Origin of the sequence: Streptomyces griseorubiginosus (genome assembly GCF_036345115.1) — a bacterium.
Classification (GTDB): Bacteria; Actinomycetota; Actinomycetes; order Streptomycetales; family Streptomycetaceae; genus Streptomyces; species Streptomyces griseorubiginosus_C.
Map to the genome: position 1 here is coordinate 1,471,228 of NZ_CP107766.1, position 16,747 is coordinate 1,487,974.

The window sequence follows — 16,747 nt, forward strand, 5'->3', positions numbered from 1 at the left end:
GGGCATGTCGACCATCCTGATCACCGGCGCCACCTCCGGTCTCGGCCGCTACGTCGCCTTCGAGCTGGTCCGCTCCGGTCACGTCGTCCTCGCCCACGGCCGCGACCGGGGTCGTACCGAGAGTCTCGTGGCGGAGCTGCGGCTGGAGGGTGAGGCCGAGGGGTTCGTCGCCGACCTGGCCTCCCTGGCCGAGGTCCGCGACCTGGGCGCGCGAGTGGCCGAGGCCCGTCCCGAGCTCGACGTCCTGATCAACAACGCGGGTGTGGGCGCCGGTTCACCGGGTTCGGGCCGCGAGCTGAGCGCCGACGGTCACGAACTCCGCCTGGCGGTCAACTACTTGGCACCGGTGGCCCTGACCCGGGTCCTGCTGCCGACCTTGCGCGCGAACACTCCGGCCCGGATCGTCAACGTGGGGTCGGTGGGGCAGGAGCCGGTCGACTTCGACGATCCGCAGTTCACCCGGGGTTACGCCGGCTTCGCCGCGTACTGCCGGGCCAAGTTCGCCCTCGCGGCCCACACCTTCGCGCTGGCCGAGGAGTTGGAGGGCACGGGGGTCGCGGTGAACGTCCTGCACCCGGCCACCTTCATGGACACGGCGATGGTCAGGGAGGGCGGGGTGGCGCCTTGGTCGACGGTGGCGGACGGGGCACCGGGGGTGCTGGCGCTGGCCACACGGGACGTGGGGTCGGGTGGCTACTTCGACGGGACGAGTCCGGCTCGGGCGCATGAGGGGGCGTACGACAGGGGCGTGCAGAAGGGTCTGTCGTCGATCACCGACCAGCTGCTGGCGCCCTGAAGGGGCGCGGGGCTGTATCGATGTGCGGCTCCGCCGCGTGGGCGCGACCAGCCACGACGGCGCTGGAGCCGATCGCCGGCCTAACGCAGCCCCCGCCCCGTCTCCAGCACCTCTCTGGCCTGCGCGACCAACCCGTCCGCCCCGCACGACCGAGCCAACGCCACCCCCCGATTCAGCTCAGCCACCGACCGCGCGAGAATCCCGTACTCGACCCGCGCCGCCGCATGCTCGTACTGACAGGGCGAAGACTCCAGATACGCCACCGCCTGCGCGGCAAGCCGCACCGCCCGCTGGCCGGTCTCCAGCGCGGCGGCACACCGCAGCGCCTCACCGATGGCGGTGTCGGTACCGAGCCGCTCGGCGTGCCGGCGGACCTCCGTGGACAGCTGGGCCGCCCGCACCGGATCGTCCACGGCGAGAGCGCGCGCGAGGTCGAAGGCCCAGGGCACCAGCACCGGGTTGTGGTGGCCCCGCACCTCGGCCGCCTTCTCCGCGGCGTCGAGTTCGTTGACCGCTTCCTTGGTGCGGCCGACCGCCAGCAACAGGCGACCGCGCACGGACCGCGGGTCGGGCAGCACGATCGTGGACGGGTACGGCGGCGCGAACCCGTACTGCTCGGCGATCGCCCAGGCCTCCTCGACATGCCCGCGCGCGAGCAGCGTGTCGACGAGGTTACAGGTCGCCGACCAGTACAGCGGCAGTCCGCGCCCGACCCGCTCGGCGAGCCGCAGGGACTCGCGCAGGGAGGTCTCCGCCTCCCGCAGCCGGCCGCGCCGACGGTGGCCGAGACCGACGTAGGCATGGGCGAGCGCGAGGTGACCGCCGCTCCAGCCGGCCGACTCGTAGGTGCGCAGGGCGTCGCTGTACAGGGCCTCGGCCCGGTCCAGCCGGTCGGTGAAGGCGTACGCGCTGGCCAGCATCAGCGGCAGTTCGAGGCCCCACTCGGTGTCGGTCCAGCCGAGTCCGGGGGCGAGGCGGCCGTTGACGAGGGCGCGGTCGCAGATCTCGGCGATCTCCTCGGCGCTCTCGCCGTGGGCCATCGCGTCGAACCCGCGCAGGATGAGCAGGGCGCGCTCGGAGTTGTCCCGGCCCGTGCAGGTGGCGGCCAGGGCGGCGAGGCGCTCGGAGCGGCCCGGGGAGGTGGCCTCGCCCGGGTAGAGGCTCTCCCAGGTGTACTGCACGGCCTGGAGGCGGAGCCGCGCCGGGCCCTCCTCGTGCCGGGCGGCTTCCGCCTCGACGGTGCGGACCGCCTCCTCCAGCTGGTTGTTGTGCATCAGCGCCTGGGAGAGGCGGACGACGGCGTCGACCCGGGCGGAGCCCTCCAGGCCGGGCATGGCGAGCGCGGTCTGGAGGTGGCCGATGGTCTTGGCCGGGGCGGTGAGGAGGGTGGCGCAGCCGAGTTCGAAGAGCACGCGCGCGTGGACCTCGGGTGCCGGGGGTTCCAGCAGCGCGCGCTCCAGGCAGCGGCGGGCCGCGTCGGGGGCGCCGACGGCGAGGTGTTCGCGGGCGGCCTCGCGCAGCTGCTCGACGAGTTCCTCGTCGTCGTCCGGGTGGACCTGGAGGAGATGCCGGGAGGCGGCCGCGGCGCCGTGCCCGGAGTCGGTGACGAGTTGGGCGGCGATGCCGTGCATCGCGGTGCGCAGGGCGTCGGGGATGGAGTCGTAGACGGCGGTGGCGATCAGCGGGTGGACGAACTCCAGCTCGTCCTCCTCGCCCTGGACGTCGGTGAGGATGCGGGCGTTGCGCAGCAGTTCGGCGCAGACGGCCGCCTTCTCGGGCCTCAGGGTGGCGAGCCGGGCGGCCAGGCCGACGGAGATGTCGGTGCCGAGGATCGCGGCGGCCCAGGCGAACCGGGTGGCGTCGATGCCGAGTTCCTCCAGGCGGGCGACGAGGCCGCCGCCGCGGGCCGAGCGGTTCAGCTCCCGCAGTTCGCTCGCCGAGTCCTCGGTCGGCTCCAGCTCGCTGTCCTGGACCTTGGCGAGGAGTTCGACGGTCTCGTACGGGTTGCCGGCGGTGACGGCCCAGACCTCGCGGCAGAACGGGGCGTCGGCGTGCTCGCCCAGGGTGGCGCGGGTGAGGCCCGCGGTGGCCGGCGGGGTGAGGGCGCTCAGGTTGGTGACGGGGCGGCCGGCGGCCGCGGCCACCGTGTCCAGGAGGCGGGCGCTCTCGCCGGTGGCCTCGCCGGGACGGCGGGCCACCACGACCAGGACGGACAGGTCGTCGAGGCGCTCGGCGAAGGCGGCGAGCCAGCGCAGGGTCTCCTGGTCGGCCCAGTGGGCGTCGTCGACCGTCAGCACCAGCGGCCAGGTCCGGCGGGCCAGCCGGCGCACCGCGGCGACGAGTCCGTCGCACACGCCCTGCGGGTCGGCCTGCCGCTCCCCCGGGTCCGCGATGCCGAGGGCGGGGCCGGCGATGTCGTACCAGTCGCCGAGGTACTCCCGGGCCTCCTCGGGCATCAGCGACAGGAGGGCGGGCTGGAGGAGTTGCCGTACGACGTTGAAGGGGACGGACCTGAGGGTCTCGCCGCCGCGGGCCGACCAGACGGTGCAGCCGCGGGCCTCGGCGATCCGGCGGGTCTGGGCCAGCAGGGCGGTCTTGCCGAAGCCCGCCTCGCCGCGGATCACCAGCAGACTGCCCGCGGACGAGCGGTCCTCGCACAGGGAGTCGACCGCGCGTTCGACGGCGGTGAGTTCCTCGTCGCGCTCCCACAGCGAGGCCGGGGCGGCCGCAGGGGGCCGTACCTCCGTCATCCCGCTACCTCCCCAAGTCGCCTGAACGACGTACAGATCTCGAGCGTAGCCGTCCGGGTGCGGAAGCGGAGGCCGGTCGGGGCACCTGTTGCCGTGACGGGTGACCTGGGGTACGCGCAGGCGACGCACCATGCCCGCGACCAGGCGTCGACAAACCTGACCATCAGTCAGTTATCGGTCTGTCGGGGGCTGTCGGGCGTCCGTGAGGGGGCGAGGTGGGGGTGGCGGTAGTTCCGCGGGGGCGGTTGGGGGTGGCGGTAATTTCGCGCGGGTGCGGTGGAGTGGGGTGGCGGTTGGTCGGCGCGGCGCGATGCCGGGGGGTGTTTCCGGCGCGGGCGCGGTTGTGGGGCTGATGGCGGGGCGGGTCCCGGGATGCCGGGCCCTGCGTGGCGGCGGCCTGCGCGATCGGCCTGCTCGATCTGACGAGGGCCCTGACCGTTCACGGGCCGTCCGCCGCCCAGCCAGGAGCACCGGCGTCCGGCACGCGTGTGCTCCGGGTTCGCTCACCGCCGGCCGGGGCGGGCTGCGGCTCGCCCTCAGGTGATCGCCCGGCGCGCGCGGAGGTCCCGGGCGGAATCGACCGGCGCCCCCTCTCATCCCTCTTTCACCGAGTGCTCTTACGGTGGGGGCATGACGCAGGAGACTCCCCCCGGGTGGTACCCCGATCCCGGGCAGACAAGTGACGGTCCCGCCACCGAGCGCTGGTGGGACGGCAAGGCGTGGACGGAGCGGACCCGGCCCACCGGATCGGCCGCCGCATGGGGTCCCCCGGAACAGGTCGCCAGCCCCGGGGAGTACTCGGCCTACCCGGCGTATCCGGCGTACCCGGCGTATCCCGCGCAGCCGCCGGCCACGTCGCGGCGCGGCCGTATCGGCATAGCCGTGGCGGTGGCCGTCGTGGTCCTGGCGAGCATAGGCGTGGGTGTGTACGCGCTGGCCGACAGCGGCAACGGAAGCGACGACACCGCCAACTCGCAGGGGCCGGGCGGTCAGGGCGGCCCCGGCGGCACCGGGGGCCAGAACGGCCAGGGCGGACCCTTCGGCGGCAACGGCGGCTCCGGCGGCGGGGACGACGGCGGTTCCGGGGGCGCCTCACCCTCCCCCCAGGGTTCCGAGGCGCCGAGGATCGAGAGCGGTTCGGTGACCGACTCGATCGACGGGATCAGCCTGCCCATCCCGGACGGCTGGTACGGCCAGGAGATCCAGGTCGGCGCGTCCGTCACCTCGAAGGACTCCTACGCCTGCCCCGGCGACGCCTCCGCGAACTGCACGAAGGGCGGTGCCTACTCGGCGCCCGCACTGGCGCTGGGCAGCAAGGGCAGCACGGCCGAGCAGGTCGCCAAGGCCGATATCGAGGCGAACGCCGAGCAGTCGTACGGCGGCAAGACCTACGGCTCGATCACCTCGCACGACGTGCTCGACTCCAAGGCGGTGACGGTGGCCGGGCAGAAGGGCTACCTGGTCCGCTGGAAGGCGGTCACCAGCAAGGGCTCGGACGGCTACGTCCAGTCGCTGGCCTTCCCGGCACCGGCGAACCCGCAGCAGATCGTGGTGGTGCGCTTCGGCGTGGACGTCGCCGAGGGCCAGACCGTGATCGACGACATCACCAAGGGGATCAAGGTCTCCACTGGCGGCGGCAGCGGCAGCAACGTCTGACTCCGGGCAACCGGCGCGCACGAGACGGGCGCGTGGCGAAGGATCGTCCGCCCGGGACACCGACAGGGCGCTCTGGGCCCGGAATACCCGTCGGCCGGGTGGGGCGCCTCTCCGCTCAAGAGGAACCCCACCCGGCCGGGGGGTGCGCGCCGCCCCCGTCCCCACGGTGCGGCGCGAGCAGGTCACCGTCCAGTCATCCCGTGGACGGCGGCCTGGGTCTCAGGTCAGGCCGAGGGCCGGCAGCACGGCGGCCTCGACGAAGCGGACCAGGTAGTCCGGGTCCGCGTACTCCCCGTCGATGACGGGCCGGGCGCGGATCACGCCGAACATCTGGGCCGGGATGTACTCCAGCGCCGGGTGTCCGGTGGCGATCTCGCCCCGGTCGACCCCACGCTGGAGAATGTGCCTCAGTGCGGCGATCTCCGGGTCGACCAGCGCCTCCCGCAGGGCCTGCGCGAGTTCCGCGTCCTGGGTGACGGCATGGCCGAGCGCCTGGAGGAGTTTGGTGTCGTGCATCGACCACCGGCCCGCTGCCCGGGCGGCCTCGCGCAGGTCGTCGGCGAGCGACCCCGTGTCGATGCCTTCGAACTTCGACCTGCGGCGGGAGCGCAGGGCGGCCACCACGAACTGGGGCTTGGTCTTCCACTGCCGGTAGAGCGTGGACTTGCTGCACCGCGTACTGGAGGCGACGCCCTCCATGGTCACGGCTTCGTATCCGCATTCACGGATCTGTTCGAGCACGGCGTCGAAGAACTCCTGCTCACGCTCGGGCGTGATCTTGGAGCGGCGCGAGGCGGCGACCGTCTCCGGTCCGTCCGCGGCCTGCGACGTCATCTGCTCTCCTCCTCACTCGCGGGGGCGGCGACCCTGCCGCCGGGCCCGCGTTTCATTCCCGGATCCCAGTGTGTCGTATGTCTATCGATACGCCAGTGTACCGGTACCCGCCCGTATCGGTACACTGGCGTATCGGTACGACGTCGTATCGATGAGTTTTGGAATCCGGACGAGTCAGCACGTTGTTCGGATTCAGTACCCGCACCACCGTCAGCGAAAGGGCCGGGGGATGAATGCCCGCACCGAGCCTTCAGAAGCGGAGCAGGCCGCGACAGCGCGGCCGCCGCTCGTCCGTGAGCTCCTGCTCGTCGTAGGACTCTTCCTCGTCTACAAGTTCGGCCGGCAACTGGTCACGGGCCACACCACCGAGGCCTTCCGCAACGCCGACCGCGTCTGGGACTGGGAGCGGGCCCTGCACCTGCCCTCGGAGGGCTCGGTGCAGTCGCTGCTGCTGCACGGCGACACCCTCGCGCACCTCGCCAACACCTACTACGCGACCGTCCACTTCCCGGCCACGGTCGCGTTCCTGGTCTGGCTCTACCTCAAGCGCCCCGCGCACTACGTCTGGGCCCGCCGGGTCCTCGCCTCGCTGACCGGCGCCGCCCTGGTGCTGCACCTCGTCTTCCCGCTGGCCCCGCCGCGGATGCTCGCGGCGGCCGGTCTGGTCGACACCGCGAAGGTCTACGGCCCCTCCGTGTACGGCCCGCCGCAGACCGACACCCTCTCCAACCAGTTCGCCGCGATGCCCTCGCTGCACTTCGGGTGGGCGCTGATGGTGGCGATCGGCCTGATCGTGGCGACCCGCTCGCGCCTGCGCTGGCTGTGGCTGCTGCACCCGCTGGTGACCCTGACGGTCATCGTCGGCACGGCGAACCACTACTGGATGGACGCGATCGTCGCGGCCGCGCTGCTCGGCATCGCCCTCGCGGTGATCCACGCGCCGCACCGCACCGTCACCACGGCGGGACGGGCGCAGGAAAAGCTCGTGCCGGCCGAGTCCGCGAGGAAGTCCGAGAAGAAGAACGTCCTGGTCGGAGCGGGCCGATGAACGCCACCCTGGTCGCCGTTGCCCTGTCCCTGCTCTCCTCCGTGGCCTACGCGGCCGCCGCGGTCGCCCAGGAGCGTCTGGCCTCCCGCAACCCCGGCTCCGGTGTGCTGCGGATGCTGGTCTCGGGCGCCTGGTGGTGGTCCGTCGCCCTCAACGCGTCGGCCGCGCTGCTGCACGTGGTGGCCCTCAAGTACGGCCCCCTGACCGTGGTCCAGCCGCTCGGCGCCCTCACCCTGGTCGCCGCGGTGCCGCTGGGCGCGCGGATGGCGGGGCGCCGGGTCACCGCGACGGAGTGGCGGGGCACGGCGTACACGCTGGCGGGCCTCGCGGCCATCCTGGTGGTCGCGTCGGGGTCCACGCCCGGGAAGGTGCTGAGCACCTCCGAGGCGGTGGCGGTGGCGGCGGTGACGGCGGCTCTGATCGGCCTGCTGGCCCGCCCGGGCGCCCGGCCGGGCGTACGGCACGCCTCGGCGTCCGGGGTCGCCTCGGGTGTCGCCTCCGCGCTCACCCAGACGGTGACGGTGGCCGCGACGGACCGCTCCGCGTCCCTGCTCAGCGTCCAGGTGATCGGCGTGGCCCTGCTGGTCGCGGCCTTCGCGGCGGGTGGCCTTTTGCTCTCCCAGACGGCCTACCGGGACGGCCTGGGCGCCCCGCTCGCGGTGGTCACCCTGGCCAACCCGCTGGCCGCGGCGATCATCGGCCTCTCCCTGCTGGGCGAGGGCCTGCGCGGCGGAGCGGCCGGGGTGCTGCTGGCCCTGGCGGGAGCGGGCCTGGCGTCGTGGGGCGTGGTGCTGCTGAGCCGGAAGGCCCCGACGCCCGCGCCGGTGGACGAGGAGCACCCGGTGGCCGCCGTGCTGGCACTGGAGCCGTCGCTGCGGGACGTGAAGGTGCCCCGGCCTTCGGAACCGGGGCACCTGACAGCACTGTGAGGGGGATCAGCCGAAACCGCGGGCGTCCTGCTTGAGCGCCGTGTCCACCGTCAGCGCCGTGGCGACCACGAGGCTCAACAGCGGCTCGGGCAGCTGGTAGTGGATCTGCAGGACGTAGTTGTCCGCGGTCGTGAACATCGTCTTGGCGAGTCCCTCCCACGTCTTCGTGATCCGGGCCACCTCGTTCTCCGCGTGGTCGACGATCGCGAAGTTCCACGCCCGCCAGTTCTCCGCCTTGATGGCGCCGACCTGCTGACCGTTCACCATCATCGCGAAGTTGATCTTCCCGATCATGTTCTGCTGGACGATCTCACCGACCGGCGAACCGTCCGGACGCTCCACGATCACCCGGGACTTGAAGATCTTCCCCGGCCGGGTCAGCAGCAGCACCGGCTGCCCGTGGGCGTCGCGGATCTCCAGCCTGATCTTCATGAACTGGTCGATGCTCCACAGGAAGCGCACGATCTTCCGCAGCGCGCTCTGCCCGACCTGGGTGACGGAGCCGACCTGGTTGCCGTGCTGGTCCATGACCTTGTACTCGTTGGTCAGCTCGATCAGCTTGGCCTTCTGGTTCACCACCAGCACCGGCTCGGTGAACAGCGTGCCGCCCCCCGCGCCGCCCGCGGTGACCCCGGCCTGCTGCTGCACCTGACGCTGCACGCGCGGGTCGGGGCCGGCCGCCTGCTGCGGCATCTGCGGAGCCTGCTGGACCGGCGGGGCCTGCACGGCCTGCGCCTGACCGGCCGCCTGCTGCTGGCTGTTGGTGTGCTGGGTCCACTGCGCCCCGTCCCAGTAGCGGAGCGTCTGGGCCGCTCCGTGCGGGTCGGGGTACCAGCCTGCAGGTGTGTTCGAATGCGTGGTCACCGGGGCACACTACCCCGGGACCCTCGCGATCCGGCCACCTGTTCGGCGGCTCGCGCAGCGGCTTTACCTGGTGATTACGGCCGGGTCGCTCACCCCGGGACGCCCGTTCTCGACATGTCCGGCGAATCGCCTCAGGAAGGCCTGGTCCTTCTCGGACGTCACCGTGAGGTCGTACCAGCGACGGCTCTTGGCGAGGGAGAAGGTGTGCCGGACGGTGGTGCCGGCCCGCACGGTGAAGGTCCGCGCCGGGCCGCCGTAGCCGCTGACGACCTGCAACCGGACCGTGCCGGATCCCTTGTTGGTGAAGGTCAGCTCGATGTCGTCGCCGGTGTGGCGGGCGGTGACCTCGGGTCCGGCGGCCTTGTTCGAGCCCTTGAAGGAGCGCAGGAAGCCGTTGGGGCCGTGCACGGTCAGGTCGTACGACCCCTTCGAGTACGCCGAGTTCCAGGTGTCCGAGACCGACGTGCCGGCCTCGGTGGTGTAACTCCAGGGCCCGTCGGTGCGGTTGCCGGAGGTCACCAGGAAGGCGGCGCCTGCCTTGGCGCCGGAGGCGAAGCTGAGCGTGAACTTCCCGCTCTTCGCGTCGACCGAACCGTCCACGCGCGGGGCGTACTTGAGCGGCCGGGCGGGACGCAGTCCGCGTTCCTGCTTCGGCAGCGCGCCGACCGCGGGCGGGACCGGCACGTAGTCCGGGTGGCGCTCGCGGTCCGGCGGCTCGAAGCCGTCGGTGTCGGGCAGGGCGACCGGCTTGGTGTCCCTGCGGGAGAAGTCGAAGGCCGCCGTCAGGTCACCGCAGACCGCGCGGCGCCAGGGCGAGATGTTGGGCTCGTGGACGCCGAAGCGGCGTTCCAGGAAGCGGATGATCGAGGTGTGGTCGAGCGTCTCGGAGCAGACGTAACCGCCCTTGCTCCAGGGGGAGACGACGATCATCGGCACGCGCTGACCGAGTCCGTAGGGACCGGCCGGGTGGCTGCTGTCGCCCTTGAAGAGGTCGAGGGCCGGGTCGACCGTGGACTTGCCCTGCGCGGCGGAACCCGCCGGGTAGGCCGGGACCACGTGGTCGAAGAAGCCGTCGTTCTCGTCGTAGGTGATGAACAGGGCGGTCTTCGCCCAGACCTTCGGGTCGGAGGTGAGCGCGTCCAGGACCTGGGCGATGTACCAGGCGCCGTAGTTCGCGGGCCAGTTGGGGTGCTCGGTGAAGGCCTCGGGGGCGACGATCCAGGAGACCTGGGGCAGCTTCCCGGCCTTGACGTCGGTTTTGAGCTGGTCGAAGTAGCCCTCGCCCTTGGTGTAGTCGGTGCCGGTGCGGGCCTTGTCGTACAGCGGGTCGCCGGGCTTGGCGTTGCGGTACTGGTTGAAGTACAGCAGCGAGTTGTCGCCGTAGTTTCCGCGGTAGGCGTCCGGGATCCAGCCCCAGGAGCCGTTCGCGTCGAGGCCGTCGCCGACGTCCTGGTAGATCTTCCAGGAGACCCCGGCCTTCTCCAGGCGTTCGGGGTAGGTGGTCCAGCCGTAGCCGACCTCGTCGTTGCCGAGGACCGGGCCGCCGCCCTGGCCGTCGTTGCCCGTGTAGCCCGTCCACATGTAGTAGCGGTTCGGGTCGGTGGAACCGATGAACGAGCAGTGGTACGCGTCGCAGACGGTGAAGGAGTCGGCGAGGGCGTAGTGGAACGGGATGTCCTCGCGGGTCAGGTACGCCATCGTCGTGGACCCCTTGTTCGGGACCCATTTGTCGTACTTGCCCCCGTTGAAGGCGGCGTGTCCGTCGTTCCAGCCGTGCGGCAGGTCCTGGATGAACTGCATGCCCAGGTCGTTCGCCTCGGGCCGGAAGGGCAGGATCTCCTTGCCGTTCTGGTCCTTCTGGTGCCAGACGGACGTGCCGTTCTCCAGCGTCACCGGACGCGGGTCGCCGAAGCCGCGCACGCCCCTGAGCGAGCCGAAGTAGTGGTCGAAGGAGCGGTTCTCCTGCATCAGGACGACGACGTGCTCGACGTCCTCGATCGTGCCCGTGCGGTGGTGGGCCGGGAGCGCGGCGGCGCGCTGGATGCTGTTCGACAGGGCGCTGAAGGCCGTGGTGGCGCCCGCGAGTTGGAGGAATCTGCGCCGGTTGACGTCAGTCATGAGTGAGGGGACCTCTCATCCTGCGCATCGATGGCCGGAACGTGACGGAAGGTGCGCGCAGCGAGTGTTCCAAGTCCACCAAACGTCAGGGAAGGGTCCGGTGTCGCTGATGTGAAAGTCGCGGGTACGGGAGGTGTGCCGGGGCGCGAGCGGGGGATGGTCGCGATCATGACAGAGACGACACGTCCGGACGCGCCGCCCGCGAAACGGCCCGTACGCCAGCTGTTCGCCGCCTCCGTGGGCAATGCCGTGGAGTGGTACGACTGGTACGCCTACACGTTTCTGGCCACCTACATCGCCGCCGCGGTCTTCCCCAAGGGCGCGGACAACTCGCTGGTGCCGCTGCTGTCTACGTTCGCCGTGTTCGCGGTGGGGTTCTTCATGCGGCCGGTGGGCGGGCTGCTGATGGGGGCGATCGCGGACCGGCACGGGCGGCGGGCGGCGCTGACGGTCACCATCCTGCTGATGGGCGGCAGCAGTCTGCTGGTCGGGCTGACGCCGACGTACGCGGCGGTCGGCGTCCTCTCCCCCGTCGTGCTGGTGCTGGCCCGGCTGCTCCAAGGGCTGTCCGTGGGCGGGGAGTTCGCCGCTTCCACCACCTTCCTGGTGGAGTCGGCCGGTCACGGCCGGCGTGGGCTGTTCTCCAGCTTCCAGTACGTGTCGACGACCGCGGGGCAGCTCCTCGCCTCCGGGATCGCCACGGTGCTGGTGGACACCCTGAGCGAGGGGCGGATGGACGGCTGGGGCTGGCGGGTGCCGTTCGTGCTCGGGGCCGCGCTGTCCCTGGTCGGCTTCTGGATCCGGCAGGGCGCGCAGGAGACCCGCAGCGAGGAGCAGCGGCGGGCGCCGCGGCCCGCCCTGCTGGAGGCGCTGCGGCGCCACCCGCGCGAGTCGCTGCTGATCTGCGGGATCACGATGGGCGGCACGATCGCCTACTACACATGGACGTCGTACCTGCCGACGTACGCCGAACTCAACGCCGGTGTCGACAAGTCGGACGCGCTGCTCGCCGGGACGATCTCGCTCGCGTTCTTCGGTCTGCTCCAGCCGCTGGGCGGGATGCTCTCGGACCGCTTCGGGCGGCGGCCGCTGCTGCTGTTCTTCGGGGTCGGGTTCGCACTGCTGAGCGTGCCGCTGCTGCACGCGCTGCGGGACTCCTTCGTGGTGCTGCTGCTCGTGCAGTGCGCGGGGATGGTGCTGCTGACCGGGTTCACGTCCATCAGCGCGGCGGTGAACGCGGAGGTGTTCCCGCCCCGGGTGCGGGCGGCCGGGATCGGGTTCCCCTACTCGTTGACGGTCGCTCTGTTCGGGGGCACGGCACCGTATGTGGGCACGCTCTTCAAGGAGTTGGGGCACTCGGGGCTGTTCCCCTGGTACGTGGCCGTGCTCTGCCTCGGCTCGTCACTGGTCTATCTGCGGCTCCCGGAGACCGCCCACGCCGAGCTGCGCCGCTAGCGCCCGCTTCGCCACCTCCGTTCCCGATCTCAGCGCCGTCACCGGATCGGCGGCCTCGTCCAGTTCGATCAGGACCGTGTCCGCGCCGGGCGTGCGCGACATCGCGTCCGCCCAGCCCGGCCAGTCGACGATTCCGGTGCCCAACTCCGCCATGTACGGCTGCTGTTGTGCGTACACCGTGTCGTCGACCGTGAGGTGGACGTCGATCGGGGCGACCGCGTCCTTCCAGTGGGCCAGGGCGATGCGCGGGGTGTGGCGGCGGGCCACGGCGACCGGGTCGCCGCCGCCCAGGGCGATGTGGCAGGCGTCGGGGCACAGCCACACATAGCGCGGGTCGGTCAGGGCCATGAACAGGTCGATGTCCCGCTCGTACCAGAGCGTGCTGTGGGACTCCGTGTGGAAGGCGAGTTTCACGCCGTACCGGGACACCGCCTCGCCGACCGCGTGGGCGATGTCCGCCATGCGGGTCATGTAGGCGGCGTCGACGAAGAAGGGCGGTCTCGTGCCGTACGTCGTGCGCATCGGCAGGCCTGTGACGAGGAGTTCGCCGCCCGCCTCCGCGAGGAAGGCCGCGCGGCGCTCCGCGTCGGCGACGATCTCGGGGAGGCGGTCGCCGTGGCGCCAGTCGGGGGCGTCGCTGTCGGCGATGAAGGCGCTGACCACGGAGAGGCCACGGGCGGCCAGTTCGCCGCGGAACGCGGCCGCGCTGCCGAAGGCCCGCAGCGCCGAGCCGACGTCACCGGGGGCGAACGTCAGCTCGATGCCGGTGACCTCGGTCTCCGCCAGGGTGCCCATGACCCGCTTCCAGAACCCCCGCGCGTCCAGCAGGGCCCGCTCGCGGACCTCCTCCGCGGACTCCACGGCCCAGAATCCCGGGTGATAGAAGGTGATCACGTCCGTCGCGAATCGGGGGGTCACTCCGCTCCCCCGCGCGCGTTGTAGACGACGACTCCGTCGGACTCGTCAACCGCCTTGCGGTAGCCGCGGAACACCGCCAGCGCCTCGTCCCTCAGGACGTCCCCCACGACCTCGATGCCACGCGCCTCGAACTGCTCGGCCCAGTCGTCGCGGACCGGGCCCTCGTCGAACGTGGTGATCTCCTCCAGTTCCGGGCCTTCCCCTGCGACCACCAGGCCGCGTACCCCGGACCACATCGTGGCGCCGTAACACTGCACGCAGGGACGCCAGTTGACCACGAGTTCGTGAGCGGGCAGGCCCTCGCCGCCGAGGTCCCAGCTGCCGGTGGCCGTCTGGGCGAGGCCGAGCGCGACGACCTCGGCGTGGGCGCTGGAGACGCCGGTGGACAAGACGACGTTGACGCCGACGGAGACGATCCGGCCGGACTCGCGCTCGGCGACCAGGGCCGCGAACGGACCGCCGTTGCCCTCGCGCCAGTTGCGGTCGGCGAGGCGGTGCACGAGGCCCATCCGGTCCTCGCGGGTGGGGAGGGCCGCGGGCACGTCGGCGAGTTCGTCGTCGATCCAGGCGGGCAGGGCCACACGGTATTCCTTGGCGATATCGATCACTGTGCTGTTCCTCTCGGGTGGTTCAGGTGTGTGCGGGTGACGGCGCGTGCTGCCCGTACCGCGGTGACGGCGCCGGTCAGGGTGACGTTGGCGGCCATCGCCGTGGGAACGACTCCGTTGCCCGCCAGATACAGGTTGTCGAAGCCCCACACCCTTCCGTCCGGGTCGACCACGCTGGTGCCGTCGTCGGTGACGCCTGCCCGGACGGTGCCGGTGAGATGCAGCGACGAGCCGGGGGGAAGCACGGCGGACTCGGTCACGGGGTCGAAGGGCCCGAACTCCTCGGCCACGGAACGGACTTCGTCCAGTGCCCGGTGGATCAGCGTGCGGTCGGTGTCCGAGTAGCCGAACTCGACGCGGATGCGGGGCATCCCGGCGAGGTCGGTCTCGGTCGCCGAGAACGCCAGCCGGTTCTCCGGGCGGGACTCGACGGGGACGTACAGCGACAGACCCACGGAGTGCGCGAGGGGGCGGCCGCCCTCGTCGACGTAGGTGCGGTTCATGATCTGGCCGTGGAAGGGCTGGGCGGGGCCGTTGCACGGCAGCCACAGCGAGTCCGTGCTGAACTCGCCGGGCCGTGGCAGGGGCAGGGCGTCGACGTCGAGGCCGAAGCGGTCGAGGTCGAGCAGGACGCGGGCGGTGACGAAGGCGTGCTCGTTGAGGTGACGGCCCAGGGCCTCGGGCCGGATGCCGGACGCGTACAGGAGTTGCGGGGTGCGCAGGGCGTCGGCACACACCACCACGGTGTCGGCGCGGAGTTCGCACTCGGTGCCGTCGGCGACGTGCCGCAGGTGGGCGCCGGTGACCCGGCCGGCGTCCCGGACGAGGGCGGTCACGAGTGTGCCGGTGAGGAGGGTGAAGGCAGGGTCGCCGCCCGCGGCGAGCGCGGGGAAGATCGTCCCGGGTGCCGTGCGGGGCATGGGGCCCGACGGTGTGGGGGTGACGGCCATGGGCATGGGCTGCGGGTCCCGGTCGGCGGGGCCGATGCCGCCGTAGCGTCGGCGCAGGACGTCGAGGACGAGTGCGCCGACCTTGGTCGGGCCGATCGGGGCCGGGGTGACGGCGAGCAGTCCGCGCGCGGTGTCCAGGTCGGCCGCCCAGGTGTCGGGGTCTCCGAAGTCGAAGACCTCCTCCTTGGCGGGCCCGGGGGTGGCGGCGGTCCAGTGGACGCCCATGCCGCCCGCGTTCCAGGCGAGCGCGGCCTGGGGCATGGCCTCGGCGTCCTGGCCGAAGGCGAGCGCGTGGAACATCCCGGGGGTGAGGCCGGTGAGGCTGTCCGCGACCTCGCGGACCACCTCGGCGCCGGTGTACATGCCCTGGATGCCGGTGGCGACCTTCTCGTTGTAGCGGGACCACAGGTCGGGGTCGTCGAGGTCGTGCAGGTGCCGGCCGGGCGTGCCGCCGATCGGGGCACCGCCGTCGGCCATGGTGATGTGCAGCGCGGGGTCGCTCTCGCGCAGGAGGCGGGCCACGAGGGATCCCATGATGCCGCTGCCCACGACGAGAACGTCGGTGCGGGGGTGGTGCGTCAAGTCAGGCTCCATCGGGGGGAGTTGTGGGGGTGTCACTCGCCGGGGGATCGCGCGTCCGGGGTTCACTCGCCCAGGGCTCACGCGCCCGGGGTTCACTCGCCCGGGGCGGGCGGGCCGAACAGCTCGGTGTCCATGCGGTCCAGGGCGAGCTTCACCGCGCCGACGAGGGGGGCGTCGTGGCCGAGCGCGGTCGCGCGCAGTTCGACCGCGGGGGCGCGGGCGTCCCGTAGCGCGGCCCGTACCCGGGGCAGCAGCATGTCGGCCGCGTCCTCCAGACCGCCGCCGAGGACGATCAGCGAGGGGGCGATCGTCCAGGACAGGGTGATGAGGATCGACGCGATGTTCTCCACGAACTCGTCGACCTCGGCGAGCGCTGCGGTGTCCCCGGCCCGGGCCGACCCGAACCGGGCGAGGGCCAGGGCGCGTTGGGTGGCCACCGGAGAGGTCAGTGCGGCGACGGGACGGTCCTCCACCGAGCCCGCGGGCATCGAGCGCGCCTCGACGATCTCGCCCGCGGCCCCGTCGAGTCCGCGGTGCACGGCCCCTCGGATGAGGATGCCCAGTCCGGTGCGGTTGCCGAGCATCGCCCACACGACGTTGTCGTGGTCGCCGGCCACACCTCGCCAACGCTCCGCCAGCGCACCGAGGTTGGTGTCGTTGTCGGCGAACCACGGCACGGGTACGCGTCTGCTGAGTTCGCCGGGCAGGTGCACGCCCTCCCAGCGCGTGGTGTGCACCAGGCGCCGTACGACTCCCTCGTCGTCGATGGCACCGCCGGCCGCGATCGCCCCGGCCCGCAGCCGGTCCACCGAGCCGCCGGCGTCGTCGAGGGCCTCCATGACCAGGTCGGCGGCATCGTCGAGCGTGGTGGACGGGTCCTGGTAGGCCCGCAGCGGCCGGAGGGCCCGGCCCAGGACGCGGCCGCGTACGTCGGCCACGACCGCGGAGACGTCCACGGTGGTGATGCGTACGGCGGCCAACAGGGCTCGCTCAGCCCGTAGTTCGTAGCGCCGGGCGGGGCGTCCGGCCGAGCCGCTGATCGGTATCCGGTCCAGTTCCGCGACCCAGCCCGCCTCGACGAGCGATTCCAGGATCTGCTCGATCGTGCGACGGGACAGGCCGGTCTGTCCGGCGAGCTCGGTGAGTTTGCGCGGTCCGGCCGACACCGCCAACGCCCGCAGGATCACTGCCGTGTTGACCCGGCGTACGGCGCTCTGGTTCATCCCCGCCGTCAGCATG

13 protein-coding genes are annotated in these 16,747 nt (G+C 72.1%); 5 read left to right on the forward strand and 8 right to left on the reverse strand.

Annotation, left to right across the window (positions count from 1 at the left end):
• Positions 1-4 precede the first annotated feature (4 nt).
• Positions 5-796 carry an SDR family NAD(P)-dependent oxidoreductase gene (locus tag OHN19_RS06850; RefSeq protein ID WP_330263283.1) on the forward strand — a complete coding sequence of 264 codons (792 nt, stop codon included), beginning with the start codon at positions 5-7 and terminating at the stop codon, positions 794-796.
• Between the two features lie 80 nt (positions 797-876).
• On the opposite strand, the gene OHN19_RS06855 is transcribed toward OHN19_RS06850, so the two are convergent.
• Positions 877-3,546, reverse strand: a complete 2,670-nt coding sequence (locus tag OHN19_RS06855) for an ATP-binding protein (protein ID WP_330263284.1) — start codon at positions 3,544-3,546, stop codon at positions 877-879.
• Between the two features lie 630 nt (positions 3,547-4,176).
• On the opposite strand from OHN19_RS06855, the gene OHN19_RS06860 reads away from it, so the two are divergent.
• Positions 4,177-5,202 (forward strand): DUF2510 domain-containing protein, encoded by a 1,026-nt coding sequence (locus OHN19_RS06860; protein WP_330263285.1) that lies wholly within the window; start codon positions 4,177-4,179, stop codon positions 5,200-5,202.
• Positions 5,203-5,421: 219 nt separating this feature from the next.
• Here the strand turns inward: OHN19_RS06860 and OHN19_RS06865 are convergent, their stop codons facing one another.
• A complete protein-coding gene (locus tag OHN19_RS06865; RefSeq protein ID WP_330263286.1) occupies positions 5,422-6,036 on the reverse strand; it encodes a TetR/AcrR family transcriptional regulator in 615 nt (204 codons plus the stop codon).
• 229 nt (positions 6,037-6,265) lie between these two features.
• On the opposite strand from OHN19_RS06865, the gene OHN19_RS06870 reads away from it, so the two are divergent.
• Positions 6,266-7,084, forward strand: coding sequence for a phosphatase PAP2 family protein (locus OHN19_RS06870; protein ID WP_330263287.1), 819 nt, complete (start codon positions 6,266-6,268; stop codon positions 7,082-7,084).
• Positions 7,081-8,013 (forward strand): hypothetical protein, encoded by a 933-nt coding sequence (locus OHN19_RS06875; protein WP_330263288.1) that lies wholly within the window; start codon positions 7,081-7,083, stop codon positions 8,011-8,013. Before OHN19_RS06870 ends, OHN19_RS06875 begins: the two co-directional genes overlap by 4 nt.
• A gap of 6 nt (positions 8,014-8,019) precedes the next feature.
• Here the strand turns inward: OHN19_RS06875 and OHN19_RS06880 are convergent, their stop codons facing one another.
• Together OHN19_RS06880 and OHN19_RS06885 are read right to left on the reverse strand one after the other, a co-directional pair.
• On the reverse strand, positions 8,020-8,877 hold the full coding sequence (locus OHN19_RS06880) for a phospholipid scramblase-related protein (protein WP_123764398.1): 858 nt from the start codon (positions 8,875-8,877) through the stop codon (positions 8,020-8,022).
• A gap of 63 nt (positions 8,878-8,940) precedes the next feature.
• Positions 8,941-10,995: a phosphocholine-specific phospholipase C gene (locus tag OHN19_RS06885; RefSeq protein ID WP_330263289.1), complete on the reverse strand. Its 2,055-nt coding sequence runs from the start codon at positions 10,993-10,995 to the stop codon at positions 8,941-8,943.
• 156 nt (positions 10,996-11,151) lie between these two features.
• Here OHN19_RS06885 and OHN19_RS06890 point away from each other — a divergent pair, with 156 nt between their 5' ends.
• Entirely contained in the window at positions 11,152-12,450 is a 1,299-nt protein-coding gene (locus OHN19_RS06890) for an MFS transporter (RefSeq protein WP_330269542.1), read from the forward strand.
• Here OHN19_RS06890 and OHN19_RS06895 read toward each other — a convergent pair.
• From OHN19_RS06895 to OHN19_RS06910, 4 genes are all read right to left on the reverse strand, one after another.
• The gene (locus OHN19_RS06895) at positions 12,397-13,368 is read right to left on the reverse strand and encodes a sugar phosphate isomerase/epimerase (protein ID WP_330263290.1); all 972 of its coding nucleotides are present in this window, start codon (positions 13,366-13,368) and stop codon (positions 12,397-12,399) included. The genes OHN19_RS06890 and OHN19_RS06895 overlap by 54 nt on opposite strands.
• Complete coding sequence (locus tag OHN19_RS06900) at positions 13,365-13,976, reverse strand: nucleoside deaminase (RefSeq protein WP_330263291.1); 612 nt, start codon at positions 13,974-13,976, stop codon at positions 13,365-13,367. The genes OHN19_RS06895 and OHN19_RS06900 overlap by 4 nt, the downstream gene beginning before the upstream one ends.
• Positions 13,973-15,508, reverse strand: a complete 1,536-nt coding sequence (locus tag OHN19_RS06905; protein WP_330263292.1) for a GMC oxidoreductase — start codon at positions 15,506-15,508, stop codon at positions 13,973-13,975. Before OHN19_RS06905 ends, OHN19_RS06900 begins: the two co-directional genes overlap by 4 nt.
• A gap of 92 nt (positions 15,509-15,600) precedes the next feature.
• Positions 15,601-16,746 (reverse strand): ROK family transcriptional regulator, encoded by a 1,146-nt coding sequence (locus tag OHN19_RS06910; RefSeq protein ID WP_330263293.1) that lies wholly within the window; start codon positions 16,744-16,746, stop codon positions 15,601-15,603.
• Position 16,747 lies beyond the last annotated feature (1 nt).